We start from the raw sequence: 15,305 nt of genomic DNA, 5'->3' as shown, positions 1-15,305 counted from the left end.
GTCCCGTATTTCTGGGCAATAGACGAACGCATTCGAAACATCGAAATCATATGGCGATGAGAGTACATATCTCCGTTAACGACCGTTTGCTCTCTGGATCCAATACATATTGCTGTCGAATCCGCGCCACCTCCCGTTCGACTTGACCTCTCGCACCGCTAACGTGCGCCAGCGTCATCACATAAAACATCTGTAAGTCGAGATCATCAGGGTGTTCTTTTGCTAGCCGATGGGCCGCGATAGCGGCCAGCTGATAAAATTTCAGCGCAAATAGGCAACAAATAGCATGTCTAATGGAACCGGAATGACCCGCCGGGACTATAAGGTGATCCCGCACGCCCCCAAGCAATATTTCTGAAGAACGGTCGCTGTCTGGCAACATCAATTCCGTGCAAACTAAAAGGCACACCCCAGGATAATCGCGAGTCGCCACCAAGTGTTTCAAATTTCCATATCCAACATCTTGGAGACTGAGACCGCATAGTCTTTGAACCTGTGACAGGACATTATTCTGGAGTAATTCATTGACACCAGAATATGCCTTTTCAAAAACCGCTTGCTCCTCCACACAAAATTGGCTTGCCAATGCAAGAGTGCAAAGCAGTTTATGTGGCTGCTCTAGGCTTTCCACTAGCGGCTCGATCACATCAGCGAATGGTGTTACCTGCGTCCTGTAATTGAGATTAGCTAGGCCCTCTGAGCGCACATAAATTTGAAACAAAGCGATGATGGCGATAACCCTCGTCGACGGATAATTCACGTCCGCCAGACTACGAAGGAATTCAAAAGTTCTCGTGTGAGGCCATCCCGCCACTAGTCCTAAGTACCTGGCGGCTACAGTCTTGTTGTGGAGCAACGCTTGGCTGTCGGCGTAATTTACGAGAACCTCAGCGAGAGGGTAAGGATCACCACGCTTGATCGCCTCTATGAGCAGTAGAGCCTGTTTTACGGCGGCAAGATCCGCTCCCTGCAACCGATCTTGCAAGTACACATGTGCCTCGCGAAATGACTTGCGGTGATACCGTGCGCTGCCGCCGAGACTTTCAGTCTCCCTAAGTTGTTTCACAACCTTAGAATGTAACGAAGCTTCAGTGAAGAAGCGCCTGGCGATTTCGCGAGCATAGTCGTCCCCCGTCGACCACATTTTGAAATACTTGTGGTATTCGGCTATGGAATTGACGTCTGCTCGATCAACCGCTATTTGCGACGGCCGTCTTTGTACGGCTTCGTCGAAAGGGGTATGTGGCGCGGCTGGACGAAATTCAGTCCCTGGCGGACTATATCCGTCGCCGACGTATGGCATCAGCAGCGGCGAACACTGGTTTTTACAGGTTTTGGTAAAGACGTTGAGGAGCAGTTCGTAGAAATTGAACGTCTGTTCGCCACCAAGCTCTTCGAGGCTTCTCAATATATCGTGCAAGGGCTCACTAGAGTTGTTGCTAACATGTGCACCTATTCTATTTCTGAGATCCCTAAGCTGCTCAAGCAGAGGGCCATGATTCGAAGCTGCCAGATAATCGTTGATAACATTGGCATCTAGACCTTCTTCGCGTTGAAGTAGTTGGTCAAGTCCACCTAGTCGCTGAGGCGCATCTACCGCAATTGGTCGGGTGATTAAGCAGTCGCTGAAGCTCACCACGTCAGTCACTATGCGAGCTTTAAGGATCCGGCGTATCAGCAGGTGGCCCCCCAGAAACTTTAGAAGTTGGCGCTGCTCTTTCACCCACCGACGGATAACGCTCAACTGGCTGGCCCTGGTGTGAATCGGGTGCCCGCCCAGTATTGATGTTGTATTTGGGCGAGTGAGCGAAAGCCAATCTGAGCAGAATTCGCCGTGGGGGCGGGCATTGACTTCGGCTGTGTACTTCTCGAGAGCCACTTTGACGGCCTCCGAACTCACTACCCCCGGGGTTGTATAGATCATATACCCAGGGATATCCATCTCGTACAAGTCATGCTCATAGATCCGTTTGGCCATTTGGACAAAGTTGTTTAAGGTTATGACCTCAATGTTATTCCACACCGCTATAGCATGAGCCAACTCCAGATCCTGTACATGGGCGCTAAACTTGTGCCTTGCCGTCCCTTGATGTACTCCGAACTCGTTGGCCAATGCCTCCTTATGTTGGTTAAACTGCCGGTCTTGGTAACCCGCTTGGCGCAACGGCCGACGCAACCTGCGTAAATGCTCTATCAAATTTTCGGTCCGGATGATCACATGCCGGGCCAGACAGCGGGCGATGAAGTCGTCCGGTGCATGTCGGGCGAGAAATAGCCCGATCTCCATCTCTTCAATTATGAATCGCAACTTGTCTAAGCTGGTTGAAAGTGACATAGAATCCTCTGGAAAATCGGCAGCGTGCGCTCGGGCACAATCAGAGTTGTCTTGGGGCGATGGCTTCGTGCTGTAATAGCCTCACAGGCGAAAGTGGCATGATTTCGACGCTACAGCCTCCTTTTCACTGGGCAGATCGTCATCGGAATATCACCTTCGGCCCCTTTTGGGGCTTAGCACTCGCTGAGCTAACAATCAAAGCTTTTTGAAAAAAAGCGCTGGCGATATACCGAACCGTTGACTTAGCGAAGCAATATGCTTTCTTGTAAGCTGTTTTCCGCCGGTCTGATTGAGGAGCTTGCTGACGTTGGCCTTTGAGCCCAGCTCTGGCAGATCCGCGACGCCCAGATTGTGTTGTGACATTAGCGTTCGCAACACGGCGATTCCGCTATCCAGTTCAGCCAACGCTGCATTGAAACCAGTGAATTCATCCGATCGCTCTTCCCAGCGCTCAATGCTCAATGAGAGGATATCGACCAACGCCTTATTGGTGTCGTAATCCTCCATCAATTCATCCATCAGCGCCAAGGCCTGCTCGTAGTCACCCTGATTGCTGATATTAGTCAGAATCGGTACTTGACTCAGTGCGTCGCGAATTTTAAGGCATGGTTCTGGCAACATAGCTATGTCCCCCCGGATTTTCGGTATTTGTCCGGCAGTTTGTCATAGTCTGCGTGTGTTTCAATATGTTTGACGTACAGTTCAGATTCTATAAAGAGACAATCAGCGTTAAATTGCTCACCTCTATATCAAGCACCCGCCATTTGTCTCTGTGCTTTAAATTGTCCAAAGAAGGAACGATTCGCCGGAACTCCTCTGGGGTACTATTAAATCTCCCGAAGCGCAGGGTAATGTACGTTTGTCTCGGTGCATCCCTGTCGTTGGGATGCATTCAGCGTTGCTGAATGGCTTTCTTGAGATTCCGTGCTCGGGGCGCCATGATTTCCATTTAGGAAACTTTAAGAACGGTCTAAGTGGAAATATCGGAACTAGGAAGGCATAGAAGTCCGACAGAGGGATGCAGTCCATCGAATTCCGAATGGATCGCCTGAAGGAGTTGCGTACAATAAGGCGCACAACCAACTTCGCAATCACATTAATGCGCACCATAATGCGCAAAAAGTGCAAATAATCTGCTTCAATGCGCATTATAATGCCCATTAGGCCTTAACGGTTCAGCTATGCAATTGACCCTACAAAGATGCCTAACCGCTTACTGACCCACACTGGGACTGAATGGGCTCGATGGGAGACTGAGAGAATGGGAGCTGATCTGATGAAATCCAGAGCCACTGCGATCAAGTCCAGAACCGGAGCCGAGCGTGAAGCGTTGGTGAACAGCCTGTTAGCGGAGCAGATTCAAGGGCGGATCACCTATGGTGACATGTTGCGCCAGTTACGGATTGAACTGACCGGAATGACTCAAGCGGAGTTTGCAAGCTTGGCAGGTATCAGCCGACGCTCGCTCACCCAGCTGGAGAATGATGGCTCAAACCCTACCGTGGCGGTATTCGGTCGTGCTTTCCGTCCATTTGGACTCAGGGTAGGCTTCACTCCCATGGGGAGTACCAAGGAGCGACTTGAGGCAATTGCACAGACTTTGGACATCGCGTCACCCTAGGCTATCCAGGAGGTCGACGCCCAACGCCGCATGGGCGGATTATTGTCTAATGAAACATACACCTGCCACGTATTACCCATCACGGAGGCAATGATGAAAACAGTCGATAACGCACGTCGGAACCGCTGGGGGTATAACGGACGCTTGCTGAACGTTGTTAAGACCGATAGTAAAGTCATCAGTCCTGGGTTGATTGAAGCCAGTGAACGTTCAGATAGGCGGCTTTCGGATGGCCCCAACACGGAGGCCGCCGTGAACAACGTCGAAATCGAATCACGAAGCCGCTGGGGGTATAGCGGACGCTTGCTGAACGTTATTAAGACCGACAGTAAAGTCATCAGTCCTGGGTTGATTGAAGCTAGTAACCGTTCAGACAAGCGGCTTTCGGATGACAAGGGGCCCCGTGTGGTGGCTTGGTAACGGTGCCAAGCTTCTAAAGCTGAACTGGGCAATTAAACGCCTATGGGTATTACCCATAACGGAGGAAATCATGAAACCGGTTGTCACCACACCTCGGCGTCGCTCGGTTCGCACCGGACGTCTGATGAAAATCAGGAATACCGAGAGCAAGGTTATTAGCCCTGATTTGATTGAAGCAAACAGGAAGGCTAGAAAGCGGCTTTCAGATATTCATGGGCCCCAAGTGATGGCTTGGTAGACGATTCCAGCGCGGAAGCAGCGTCCGGGTCCGAGTCCTGCACGAGAGCACTACGCTAAAAATCCTCCTCTGGGCAAGAGGGTGCGCTCGCGGGGTCCGCATCTTCTGAAATAGCGCATTGCTCAATTAACCCGTTCGTCGCCCGGCAGTCCGATGAGATGGAGCGGTATGCAACCCTCCACACAAGGCAAAGAGAGGCCGATATGCGAAGTAAAATCAAGCGTTGGGGCAGTAGCGCCGCAGTACGCCTTTCCAGCAAGATTTTAGCTCAAGCCGAGCTGGACGTTTCCAGTCCAATCAACATTGATGTGAAGGCTGGTAAAATCGTGATTGAGGCCGCCGTTAAAGCGCCCGGGGTTCGCCTTCCCTTCTCAGAACAAGACCTGCTCAAGGGGCTCGACGCCCATGGCGCACACGCAGACGAGCGCGCTCATCCCTCTAACACTGAAATGGGGGGTACCGGCTCAATATCCCATCGAATGAGGCGAACGTGACTATGCATTAGAGGCCACACTAGTGCACCAACAAGCCATAAATTGGTCAAAACGGGCAATCCAGGGTATCAACAACACGATATGTTGGTATGACATGTGGAGTAATAGGCTATGACCTGTATCAGGTACGACAACATTTTCTGCGCGGTCACAGACAGTCAAGAAGAAGCCAGCGAACTACACAATCGCGCCCAACTGATGATCGCAATTAGGAATATTGTGAATGACAATGCCTGGAGCCAGGCTGAAGCAGCAAAGAAGCTGGGTTTTAATCAACGGAGAATCTGTGACTTGCTTGACGGAAAGATGCACACGTTTTCGATTGATGTGCTCGTGGCTAGCCTTCACCAACTTGAAGCCCACTACAAATGAATTTTACCTCATCGCAAGAGCGCTAAGGGGCGGTCAGATCATGTGATCGGAAGCCTACTGGTTGGTACTGCGCACGCGCGGTGTTCAGGATGCATGAACAGTGAACACCTTAGAACGCCTCTTGATGGAACTGTCAACTGTAACTAGCCAATGCGTAGCCATAGGGGCCGCCGATTTTCGCCCCGGAAACTTATCACCATCAGGGCGAACCCTGGGCCGTGACTACCTATCCACGACCGGCATCAAATACCAGCCTATCAATGGTAACTGGCTCCATTAACCTACCGGTAGGTTAATGGAGCTGGTTCCGTACAAACCTACACATGAATCGGGCCTCGCCAACCGGCTCCCTAACGATTTCATCAACCGGCTCCTAATACCTACCGGCCTCTCATAATAACAACACCCTGCAGATGGCATTCACCCCTGAGCTAGAGTCCAATCTGTATTAATGCAAACGCATGCGAAGAGAGGGATTGGCGAGTGTTTTCAAGGTTGGAAGGAATATCACAGCCCAGACCCTGAGTGCGAACTTCAATGAGTCCGTGATGAAAACCGTGCCAGAGCCCAGCGCACCAAGGCAGGATGTCAAGCGCCTTGCTGGGATATACCATTGACATAACCCAGCTGCTTGCTACGATGGATATACGTGACGTATATCCCCGAGAGGTTCTTAGAAATGGAACAATCAAAACTGTTTAAAAGTAACCAAAGTCAAGCGGTACGCTTGCCAAAGCCGGTTGCGCTTCCGGCGACAGTTAAGAAAGTGGACATTATTGCGCTAGGACGGTCGCGCCTGATAGCGCCGGCTGGTGAAGCGTGGGAGAGTTGGTTTGAGGCCGATGGCGTTAATGCCGATTTTATGCCGGAACGCGAACAGCCCCAGGATCAGGAGCGCGACCCCCTCTAATGCTGAAATACATGCTGGATACCAACATTGTGATTTACACAATAAAACACCGTCCCACGGCTGTTAAAGAGGAGTTTCAAGCCCATTACGGCCAAATGTGTATATCTACGGTCACATTGATGGAGTTGATGTGCGGGGCGGAAAAGTCGTCAGCACCAGGGCGCAACGTGCTGGACGTTGAAGGCTTTGCCGCGCGCCTTGACGTGCTGGATTACGACAGTGAAGCCGCAGCTCATTCCGGTCAGCTTCGCGCCGAGCTTGCGAAATCCGGCCAACCCATAGGTCCGTATGACCAGATGATAGCGGGCCACGCTCGATCACGCGGACTGGTGCTTGTCACAAACAATGAGCGGGAATTTGAGCGAGTCCCAGGTTTACGTCTTGAGAATTGGGTTAACGGGAACTGAGGACGCCTACCTATCAGAGTGGTAACTGGCTCCATAAACCTACCGGTAGGTGGAGCTGGTTCAGTAATCCAACACAACTGGCTCCACAAACCTACACATGAATCGGGCCTCGATTTGGTTTGTCGAAAGATTGTTCTCCATCTTTGTCAACGGCGCCAACCGGCTTCCAAACCTACCGATTTCATCAACCGGCTCCTAATACCTACCGGCCTCTCATAATAACAACACCCTGCAGATGGCATTCACTTCGCCTGGACGCGCTGATGAATAAAGCCATTGAGCTGGGAATATAGGAGGGAGTTTCTGTTCAGAGACAAACGTGCCGAGGCGAGCCGGCGCTACAAGCGACTGCCTAAGCGGGTAAAGCCAATTCATTGAGTTTATTGACAAAAAGGGCCTCAAAGGGCCCTTCCCGGTAGTTACACGCTTGGCATGCTACGAAAGTGTTTTACGACACTCTCCCAGCGACCAAAACGGAAACGCTGGTACTCACGCACCGGCACCACCTTAGGTCTACTAGATATGTACATGACATACCTCCTATCATCAGGGGGCAATTGTTACAACCTAGTAAACCTGTTATCCTGAAGTTTCCACGCTACAGGAAGGACCTGTTTACCAGGTGGCGTTTGGCTTGCCCGTTTAGCCAAACACCTTCCGAAAAAAGAAAAGGGTGGTTATGAGTTGGCGCTCGTAACTACCCTTTTTTACTGAATCCCTTTCACCTTCTTGAACCGCACTTCTGCCGCCTTAGACGAAACACCATAAAGATAGGCGACCGCCATGGCTGACGAACACTGAAGAACCTCTTTATACGGCATCAAAAGCTCAGCAGCGAAGGCGTCTGCCTGCCACTCAGAATCTTCATAAGGCTTATGATTAGATGAGGCTGCGGCGCGAGCATAAGCCGTAACGCCACGGTGAAGACGTAGGTGACCCAGCTCATGGGCCAAGGTGAACCGGTCGCGACCCTGACCACGACAGGCCCCCTCATAGACTGATTCCTGCACCTGGATCAGGTTTTTGTCCGGGTAGGTGCGGGCATGGTCACTCCCCATTGATCCGTCGGGGACAATGTCAAGGCGAAAATCGTCCATGAGCTTCGGGAGATAGAGATCAGTAACCTCTACAACATCGATCGCCCCATTAATAGGGGCCCCAACAACCGAAAGCAGCTCCCTCATTTGGCTGGCTATAGCTCTGATCTTTTCTACAGACAATGGGCGAACCCTATGACCCCGCTTGCGCAACATACCCGACCTCTCTTATTTGCTATTTAGGATTTTCATGATCTTTTCCGCCTGTTCTCTACTCAAATTTGACGACTCAATGCTCCTTGCGAACATCGCTGCCGTCTCCTTGGCAAATTCATCCTTTTCTGCCACATTGATCCTGTACTCAGATCGCGAAGCAGCTGATGCTAGGTGAAGCTCCTCAGCTGCCTCGCCATTGAGACCCAGCACGTCCGCAATCTTGTCGACCAGCTCCGCCGAGGGATTCTTCTTCCCGTTCTCTGCAGAGGAAAGAAACGCGGGGCTGACCCCGACCGACAACGCCATTTCACCAAGCTTCATATGGGCGTCAATTCGATATTTACGAACCAACTTTCCAAACTTAGTCAACATACCTACCACCTCAGTTATCTAGTTAGAGCCATAGAATAGTTTTTATAGGACTTCAGAAGTAATATTAACCTACAAGGTTAATACAGTCAACCTGGATCACATATATTTATATACTGGAATTTGAGGATTTTGTCTACGGAAATGGTTCAAAAATAGCTCAAGAAGCCCCTTAGAGGCCCTATAGACGATCTAGACCCCTTTAAAATCAATAACGTACGGAAGGCCGCTATTGGAGAAAACAAAGCGATGGCTGATTTTGCTAGGAGGGGTATCGACTGTTAATCATTGGGCGGCTGCTGGTTCGAGCCCGGCAAGGGGAGCCAAACTGTAGAAGATGGGGAGGTGGTTTAGGCGTTTCAAAGGATTTGCTATATACAGAGTTCCGTATGTGCTACAGTTATGCATTCTATGCATCACATGTATTACTCCTATGTCTAAGCACAGAACCGGTAAGCTCATGAAGCGTGTGACCCTGACGGTCGATCCTGACGATTATAGCGAGATCGACGCACTGGCGCGGCGGAGTAATGTCAGCGCTTCGTGGCTGATTAGGCGATCCATGAGAGAATTTCTGGAACGGCATGCGGGCAATGACTGCCTTGAAATTCCTCTGGCCAAGGAGGAGCGCTGATGCCTATTGATGCCCTACCGACTCAACGCTCTTTACCAACACTCTGTCCGATCACCGAAGCGGTATCCGCGATGTCGGGTTCTGGTGCAGAAGAGCGCGGAGCAATCTATACCCGTCGTGAGGTCGTTGACTTTATCCTTGATCTTGCCGGATACACAAGTGATCGCCCTTTATATAAATTCCGATTGCTGGAGCCTTCTTTTGGGGAAGGGGATTTCCTTTTGCCTGCCATCGAGCGCCTTCTAGAAAGTTGGAAGCAGGCTGGCAAAGGCGAAGATGTCCTGTCAGGATTGTCGAGCAGTGTGCGCGCCGTAGAGCTCCATAAGGATACGTTCGAGGCCACATCTGAGAAAGTTCTCTTGCTTTTACGAAAGCACAAGATTCAAGCTGCGACGGCCCGGAAACTTCTAGACCAATGGTTAATTCAGGGAGATTTTTTGCTCTTCGATCTCCCGCACCAGTTCGATTGCGTGGTCGGTAACCCGCCCTATGTGCGGCAGGAACGGATCCCCGACATTCTGGTAGCTGAATACCGGCGTCGCTTCACCACGCTCTTTGACCGGGCCGACCTCTATATCCCCTTTATAGAACATTCTCTGAATTCCCTGGCAAAGGCGGGCTCGCTTGGGTTTATCTGTTCTGACCGTTGGATGAAAAACAAATACGGCGGTCCGCTCAGAGCCATGGTCGCTCAAAATTTTCATCTTAAAGCCTATGTGGACATGGTCGATACCGATGCTTTCCACTCAGAGGTGATCGCTTATCCGGCCATTACCATCATCTCCCGCAAAAAGGGTGGGAAGACACGAATTGCTCACAAGCCTGAAATTAAACGGGAAGCACTGGCCGTCCTTTCTAAGGGACTGACATCCAAAAAGCTGCCCGTATCTGAGACTCGAATTAAGGAAATTGCAGGGGTCGCCTCGGGGGCTGATCCCTGGATATTGGAATCAACCGATCAACTTGCGATTATGCGCCGCCTTGAGAGCACCCTCCCTCTACTGGAGGATGCAGGCTGTAAGGTCGGTATCGGCGTGGCTACAGGCGCGGATAAAGCATTCATTGGCCCTTTTGAAAGTTTAGATGTTGAGCCCGACCGGAAACTTCCTCTGGCTCGAACATACGACATCCTCGGCGGTCAGGTTGAATGGCGGGGGGACGGAATCATCAATCCCTTCGCGAAAAGCGGTGGGCTGGTCGATCTTGAGCAGTACCCGAAGCTCAAAGCTTATCTTGAAGATCGCCGAGACTTAATAGCGGGCAGGTATGTCGCCAAAAAATCTCCGGCACGATGGTATCGAACTATCGACCGAATTTATCCTGAACTGGCTGCTCAGGAAAAGCTTCTGATTCCCGACATCAAGGGCGATGCTCACATCGTCTACGAGTCAGGAGAGCTATATCCTCATCACAACCTCTATTATATCACTGCAAAAGAGTGGGATTTGCGGGCCTTGCAGACGGTTTTAATGTCCGGAATTGCCCGTCTGTTTGTATCGATCTATTCCACAAAGATGCGCGGCGGTTACCTACGGTTCCAGGCGCAGTATCTTCGCCGGATTAGAGTACCGTACTGGAATGATGTACCTGTCGACCTGCGCGAACAACTGCGGGACGCAGCTATAAACGGTGATACCACAATGGGGAATGAAGCTGTTTATCAGCTATACGACTTGAATAAAGATGAGCGAGCGGCGCTCGGTGGCAACGGTTTACAAAATTAAAGGATAACCTGTGGCAATTGATTTAGCGAATTACGATACAAAGGCAAAAGAGGCCGTTAAGGCATTCTGGGGAAACCGTCACGAGGCGCGGAAAAAGCAGATTGAGTCGGGAAAGGCCGATCAGGGCGAGCGCGCCGGAGTAACCGCCGGTAAGAACATGGACGGGTTTGTGGCTTTGGTTAAAGATATCGTCCATGCGAACGGTCTGGAACATGCTGATATTCATCTTGAGCGGCGTGCTCTCACTCTGCCGGGATATTTCCGTCCGACGAAACTATGGGATCTCCTGGTCATGAACAAGGGCCGGCTAATAGCGGCTCTCGAATTCAAAAGCCAGGTGGGACCATCTTTCGGTAACAACTTTAACAACCGGACGGAAGAGGCCATCGGGACCGCTCATGACTTATGGACAGGATACCGAGAAGGCGCTTTCGGAGAGCAAACTAGGCCGTTTGTGGGTTGGCTGATGCTGGTTGAGGATGCGCCGAAATCCCGGTCCCCAGTCAAAGATCAATCACCGCATTTTGACGTTTTTAAAGAATTCAAGAATGCGAGCTATGTTGACCGGTATAACATTCTTTGCCGTAAACTTATGCAAGAGCAACTCTATACGGTTGCCTCAGTCATTGCGTCTCCGCGTGATGCGGTGGATACCGGGGTGTATGAGGAGCTATCGGATATGACTGGGTTGCGAACCTTTGTCAGTGAGCTGGCCGGGCATATAGCGTCGGAGGCTGCGAGACAGTAGGCTGGACTAGTAAACAACCACCGCTAATAGACCTAATCCCTATTGTCTTCAATCTTGAGTTCCCACAGCGACACCAAGTCTTTAGGGGTGCAAACTAGCGTTGGAAACCTATGCTCTAGTCATACGACATTGGATTGTCTTCTATAAATCTGTCACTTAAGGCCAGGATGTGCATCCCTCCAAAATGGGTTGACTGTAGTGTAACGGCAGCCAATGTCAGGAAATCATCCCTAGAGACGTTGTAGCCCATGGCCTTGCACTTAGCCAAGAGGTCAGAACTGCTTAAAAACCAAAACAGCTCACTGATCTCACCTACATTTCGTCCAGTTCGGCTAACACCTCCGGGGACATCGGTCCAAATCTCCGGGCAATAGTTGTTGATTAAAAAGCTGTCATCATTCTTCTCTACAGCACCAACCAGGCCGAAATCTTTGTAGATCAAAAACCTGTCCAGCGATAGCTCTTCTACCTCTTCGCAAGCTGGGTGTTGCTCAATATCACCAGATCGCCTCAAGAAAAACTCTGGATCGAAGGGAAGATCCCTATACTTGTTGCTGTCGAACGCTTCGGTGGCCAATCTAAGAACGAGATCCTCCCTTTCTCGCTCCATCCTCTGCAACCGCCGCATCTCCGGCAATGATTTGTTGCCAAGATACTCAAGCCGATCGATCATGATCAGTAGCTCATCATCTCTGAGAAAAGAGTCGTCTCTAACTTCAAAAGAAGGAATTTTTATCACATGACTTGCTTGAAGGTGTATATCGTCACGATCATCGATAACTACAATATCCTCCTGCTTATATCCAGCTGATACAAGCGGGCGCACATCTTTAACTTTCTGCAATCCCCGCCTACTTAATTCCTCCCGGCACACTACGGATACAAACCTTTCTAGGCTTACGCCACAAAGAGGCAATACTGTGTCAATGTATTGCTTTGTAGCGGTTGTGCATAATGCAAGGTCGTATCCCAGGCTTTCAGCCTTGTCTAGAAACTCGGTGAGATGAGGCCTAGGATAGACTTTCAGGTGAGGGTCGCCATCGATGGAGTCTCCCCCGTCCGGCAGATTCCGATAAAACTCCTCCTCGGAGATATTGAGATCAGCCAGCAGGTACAGCAGGGGATCATACACTGGAACATGCAGAAGAGTATTGTCTACATCAAGTACCAATAAACGTTTTTTGGCTCTTATTGCTTGCACACATTTCACCTAATAGTTCGGAGCGGCGATAGCTTGTTATGGTGATACCAGAGAACCTTGGTTCTGGGATATCCCTATCGTCAATATACAGCCAGAATTAAACGATATGTAGTCCTGTTCTACTCCATCTGAGAATACGACGCCATTTTCGGGCATCAAGGACTCAAGCGTAAGTGGCTTACTCTCGGTAACTTCCCCAAACACCAGTGACGTGCCCGTGTTTTGGCTTGGGAAAGGTTCTCGAACCGCAAACTGCAACCAGCGGTCATCCCAAGCGAATCCCTTTTTCAAGGGATGGGACGCTTCGCCGGTGACCCCCATGGCGCCAGCCAGTATCGACTGAAACCATCCGCTCGACCCCATGCCTGTCGACACAATAATGCCCGATGAGGAATGATTTTCAGTTTGTCCGTTCCAACTCAGACGGTACCGAGCGGAGGTATGGCTTTTGGGGCCAATAAACAGGTCATTAACCGCTAGCATAGTCTGGCCATCGTTCGTGGAGGCTTCCGCAAAGGTCACGGATTTTATCCTGGCTCTATTCGCTTCAACTTGAGCCAAAATCTCTTCCAGATCACCCACTTTGAAAGGCAGTAATTGTCCATCCCACCTGGCAGGATCCGGGTTAATGGCAATAACGCGCTGTCCCTTGAGGTATTTTAAGGTATTGGCCACCAGTCCATCCTGTCCAATCACCACAACGATGTCGTCGGGGCTGAACTGGTAGTTAGGCAACAAGCCTCTCTCTAGCCACTGGAAGCGCCCTCGTTCCTTTAGACACCGCTCAACCTCTGAAAGTCGCTGCTGGTAAACGTCGTGCTCGTCGAGATAGTCCTGCACGTCCACGTGATTGTGCTCCAGGTAGAACCTCGCCTGGGGCCAGGTGTTGAATCGCTGTACCAGCTCTTGCATACGCGACTTGCGGTGGACTACGACAAACCGTTGTTGGCTGCGCTGGCTCATTAGCGCACCGCCTTTTTCATCATGCTGGAAAACATTTCCGGGCCAATATTCAACTCACCGATTTTGCCCGCGTTTTGCGCCATTGTCTCTAAGGCCATCGCCATCATTTGCTCAGGCTGCATATTGGCCAAGGCCATTGCTTTGAGGTTCTCGACGGGCAATTCGCTGAATGCTTTCATCCGGGCCGCGATCGCGTAAGCCTCAGAGTCTGCTTCTTGTTTGTTGTTTTCTACATTGAGCAATACCAAGTCCTTCCGCTGATTCTCGGCTTCAATCTCGGTCTTGATCCGCTCTTGTTCGGTTTGGGCGTTACCCCGCATGATGGCTCGCTCGTTGTTAATGCGAGACTCGGCGATTTCTTGCTCCTTCTGCTGAATGGCCAGTTCAGTTTGAAGCTCGGCATCCTTGATGGTGCGCTCTTGTTCTACCGCCGATTTACGACGAGCGTAGATCGCATCATCCGCCTCTTTCAATATGGATTCCCGAGCCGGCGCTTCCAGAGCTTTGCTGGCCTCGGGGGAGGGCGTAATCGCTGCAACCGATGTATCCACCAAGGCTATACCCAGCTCCTCTAACACCGGCTGCGCGGCAAGTTCCGTTTTGATCAAATGAACCAGCGGTTGGCTCAATGCCAATGAATCCCTCAAGGTTACAGATTGCACCTTATTTTGCACTATGGACTGTGCGGCTCTGACCACGCGATCGGTCAACTTCAGAGGGTCTTCAGAGGCGTAAGATTGGCCATCCGCCTTTAGGTTAAAGTTCAAGACGTCGGCGATTTTCTCAGGGTCGACGATGCGAAAGCTGATTTGCCCCTGAATTCGGACCGCCTGGTAATCAGCCGTTTGTAGGTTAAAGATAAAGGGAGCCTCCTGAACGCTCACCGGGATGGCTGCAATAGAGCTGGTTGCCTGCATATAGAAAAAGCTCAGGCCTTTGCCCCTTTTGCGAGTCTTCCCGCCCGCCGTCTTGATCACATAAGTTGCCGAATCCGCTTTGTAGTATCGAAAACCGAACATACCATTTCCCCTTGCGATAGTGTCTTTAGGTCACTTACCTGCCGAATAATGTCCTAAGGACGCAAAGGTGTCAAGGCTATTTTGTGTCTTTAGGACAAAAAGTTTGTCTGAAGGCGGTTGTCGGCGTAGAATAAGGGTCAAATAGACACTAAGGGGGACGCTATGAACGAAAAAGAGTATTTGCTGTTTATGGCTTTTGGGCCGCCCCTGCTAAGCGTAGATACGGTCATATTCATCTTCCGCTGGGCTTATTCCGGGGGTCCGTTAAAGGTTAAAAAGACCGAGAGCAAAATCATTAGCCCGGATCTGATTGAAGCCAATAAGAAGGCCAGAAAGCGACTTTCCGGCTCCCCAGAAAAAGGCGTGATGTCCTGTTAGCAGATCAAGACGGAAAAATCGTAATCGAGTCCTCTGAAAGTGCTGCCTGTGGGGTCAAACTACCACTCTCGGAAGCAGACGTGCTCACCGGCATTGATGCCGGAGAGTCCATGCGGATGAACTTGCCCAGCCCGCATCGCCACGCCGGCACCATCCAGGTTGGCACCCTCAACCTCCGCTGGCCTATAATGGCGGCAGCGGATTTTTACTCAAACCAAA

The 15,305-nt window shown here is 50.7% G+C and carries 17 protein-coding genes; 10 read left to right on the top strand and 7 right to left on the bottom strand.

Annotated features, from left to right (window positions below):
- Nucleotides 1-46: 46 nt before the first annotated feature.
- Nucleotides 47-2,335 (bottom strand): hypothetical protein, encoded by a 2,289-nt coding sequence (locus RBH33_RS12305; protein WP_306732500.1) that lies wholly within the window; start codon nt 2,333-2,335, stop codon nt 47-49.
- Between the two features lie 195 nt (nt 2,336-2,530).
- Nucleotides 2,531-2,956, bottom strand: a complete 426-nt coding sequence (locus RBH33_RS12300; RefSeq protein WP_306732499.1) for a helix-turn-helix domain-containing protein — start codon at nt 2,954-2,956, stop codon at nt 2,531-2,533.
- A 655-nt stretch (nt 2,957-3,611) separates the two neighbouring features.
- On the opposite strand from RBH33_RS12300, the gene RBH33_RS12295 reads away from it, so the two are divergent.
- The 6 genes from RBH33_RS12295 (at nt 3,612) to vapC (ending at nt 6,797) form a co-directional block, all read left to right on the top strand.
- Nucleotides 3,612-3,956 carry a helix-turn-helix transcriptional regulator gene (locus tag RBH33_RS12295; RefSeq protein WP_306732498.1) on the top strand — a complete coding sequence of 115 codons (345 nt, stop codon included), beginning with the start codon at nt 3,612-3,614 and terminating at the stop codon, nt 3,954-3,956.
- A gap of 93 nt (nt 3,957-4,049) precedes the next feature.
- On the top strand, nt 4,050-4,376 hold the full coding sequence (locus tag RBH33_RS12290; protein WP_306732497.1) for a hypothetical protein: 327 nt from the start codon (nt 4,050-4,052) through the stop codon (nt 4,374-4,376).
- 441 nt (nt 4,377-4,817) lie between these two features.
- Entirely contained in the window at nt 4,818-5,108 is a 291-nt protein-coding gene (locus RBH33_RS12285) for an AbrB/MazE/SpoVT family DNA-binding domain-containing protein (protein WP_306732496.1), read from the top strand.
- Between the two features lie 111 nt (nt 5,109-5,219).
- Complete coding sequence (locus tag RBH33_RS12280; protein WP_306732495.1) at nt 5,220-5,480, top strand: helix-turn-helix domain-containing protein; 261 nt, start codon at nt 5,220-5,222, stop codon at nt 5,478-5,480.
- 679 nt (nt 5,481-6,159) lie between these two features.
- Complete coding sequence (vapB, locus tag RBH33_RS12275; RefSeq protein WP_306732494.1) at nt 6,160-6,390, top strand: type II toxin-antitoxin system VapB family antitoxin; 231 nt, start codon at nt 6,160-6,162, stop codon at nt 6,388-6,390.
- Nucleotides 6,390-6,797, top strand: coding sequence for a type II toxin-antitoxin system tRNA(fMet)-specific endonuclease VapC (gene vapC / locus RBH33_RS12270; RefSeq protein ID WP_306732493.1), 408 nt, complete (start codon nt 6,390-6,392; stop codon nt 6,795-6,797). Before vapB ends, vapC begins: the two co-directional genes overlap by 1 nt.
- A gap of 707 nt (nt 6,798-7,504) precedes the next feature.
- On the opposite strand, the gene RBH33_RS12265 is transcribed toward vapC, so the two are convergent.
- Together RBH33_RS12265 and RBH33_RS12260 are read right to left on the bottom strand one after the other, a co-directional pair.
- Nucleotides 7,505-8,050: an ImmA/IrrE family metallo-endopeptidase gene (locus RBH33_RS12265; RefSeq protein ID WP_306732492.1), complete on the bottom strand. Its 546-nt coding sequence runs from the start codon at nt 8,048-8,050 to the stop codon at nt 7,505-7,507.
- Nucleotides 8,051-8,062: 12 nt separating this feature from the next.
- On the bottom strand, nt 8,063-8,422 hold the full coding sequence (locus tag RBH33_RS12260) for a helix-turn-helix transcriptional regulator (RefSeq protein ID WP_306732491.1): 360 nt from the start codon (nt 8,420-8,422) through the stop codon (nt 8,063-8,065).
- Between the two features lie 430 nt (nt 8,423-8,852).
- Here RBH33_RS12260 and RBH33_RS12255 point away from each other — a divergent pair, with 430 nt between their 5' ends.
- The 3 genes from RBH33_RS12255 to RBH33_RS12245 are packed head-to-tail and all read left to right on the top strand — an operon-like array spanning nt 8,853 to nt 11,525.
- Nucleotides 8,853-9,053 carry a ribbon-helix-helix domain-containing protein gene (locus RBH33_RS12255; RefSeq protein WP_306732490.1) on the top strand — a complete coding sequence of 67 codons (201 nt, stop codon included), beginning with the start codon at nt 8,853-8,855 and terminating at the stop codon, nt 9,051-9,053.
- Entirely contained in the window at nt 9,053-10,777 is a 1,725-nt protein-coding gene (locus RBH33_RS12250) for an Eco57I restriction-modification methylase domain-containing protein (protein ID WP_306732489.1), read from the top strand. Before RBH33_RS12255 ends, RBH33_RS12250 begins: the two co-directional genes overlap by 1 nt.
- 10 nt (nt 10,778-10,787) lie before the next feature.
- On the top strand, nt 10,788-11,525 hold the full coding sequence (locus RBH33_RS12245; RefSeq protein ID WP_306732488.1) for a PaeR7I family type II restriction endonuclease: 738 nt from the start codon (nt 10,788-10,790) through the stop codon (nt 11,523-11,525).
- Between the two features lie 115 nt (nt 11,526-11,640).
- Here RBH33_RS12245 and RBH33_RS12240 read toward each other — a convergent pair whose 3' ends face one another.
- The 3 genes from RBH33_RS12240 to RBH33_RS12230 are packed head-to-tail and all read right to left on the bottom strand — an operon-like array spanning nt 11,641 to nt 14,708.
- Nucleotides 11,641-12,726, bottom strand: coding sequence for an NIF family HAD-type phosphatase (locus RBH33_RS12240; protein ID WP_306732487.1), 1,086 nt, complete (start codon nt 12,724-12,726; stop codon nt 11,641-11,643).
- 36 nt (nt 12,727-12,762) lie between these two features.
- Nucleotides 12,763-13,689 (bottom strand): diacylglycerol kinase catalytic domain-containing protein, encoded by a 927-nt coding sequence (locus tag RBH33_RS12235; RefSeq protein ID WP_306732486.1) that lies wholly within the window; start codon nt 13,687-13,689, stop codon nt 12,763-12,765.
- Nucleotides 13,689-14,708 (bottom strand): SPFH domain-containing protein, encoded by a 1,020-nt coding sequence (locus RBH33_RS12230; protein ID WP_306732485.1) that lies wholly within the window; start codon nt 14,706-14,708, stop codon nt 13,689-13,691. Before RBH33_RS12230 ends, RBH33_RS12235 begins: the two co-directional genes overlap by 1 nt.
- A 162-nt stretch (nt 14,709-14,870) precedes the next feature.
- Here RBH33_RS12230 and RBH33_RS12225 point away from each other — a divergent pair, with 162 nt between their 5' ends.
- Nucleotides 14,871-15,086 carry a hypothetical protein gene (locus tag RBH33_RS12225; RefSeq protein WP_306732484.1) on the top strand — a complete coding sequence of 72 codons (216 nt, stop codon included), beginning with the start codon at nt 14,871-14,873 and terminating at the stop codon, nt 15,084-15,086.
- The last annotated feature ends 219 nt before the right edge of the window (nt 15,087-15,305 follow it).

Origin of the sequence: Marinimicrobium hydrolyticum, from assembly GCF_030848505.1 — a bacterium.
Lineage (GTDB): Bacteria > Pseudomonadota > Gammaproteobacteria > Pseudomonadales > Cellvibrionaceae > JAVDDU01.
This window is presented reverse-complemented; position numbering and strand designations above follow the sequence as displayed.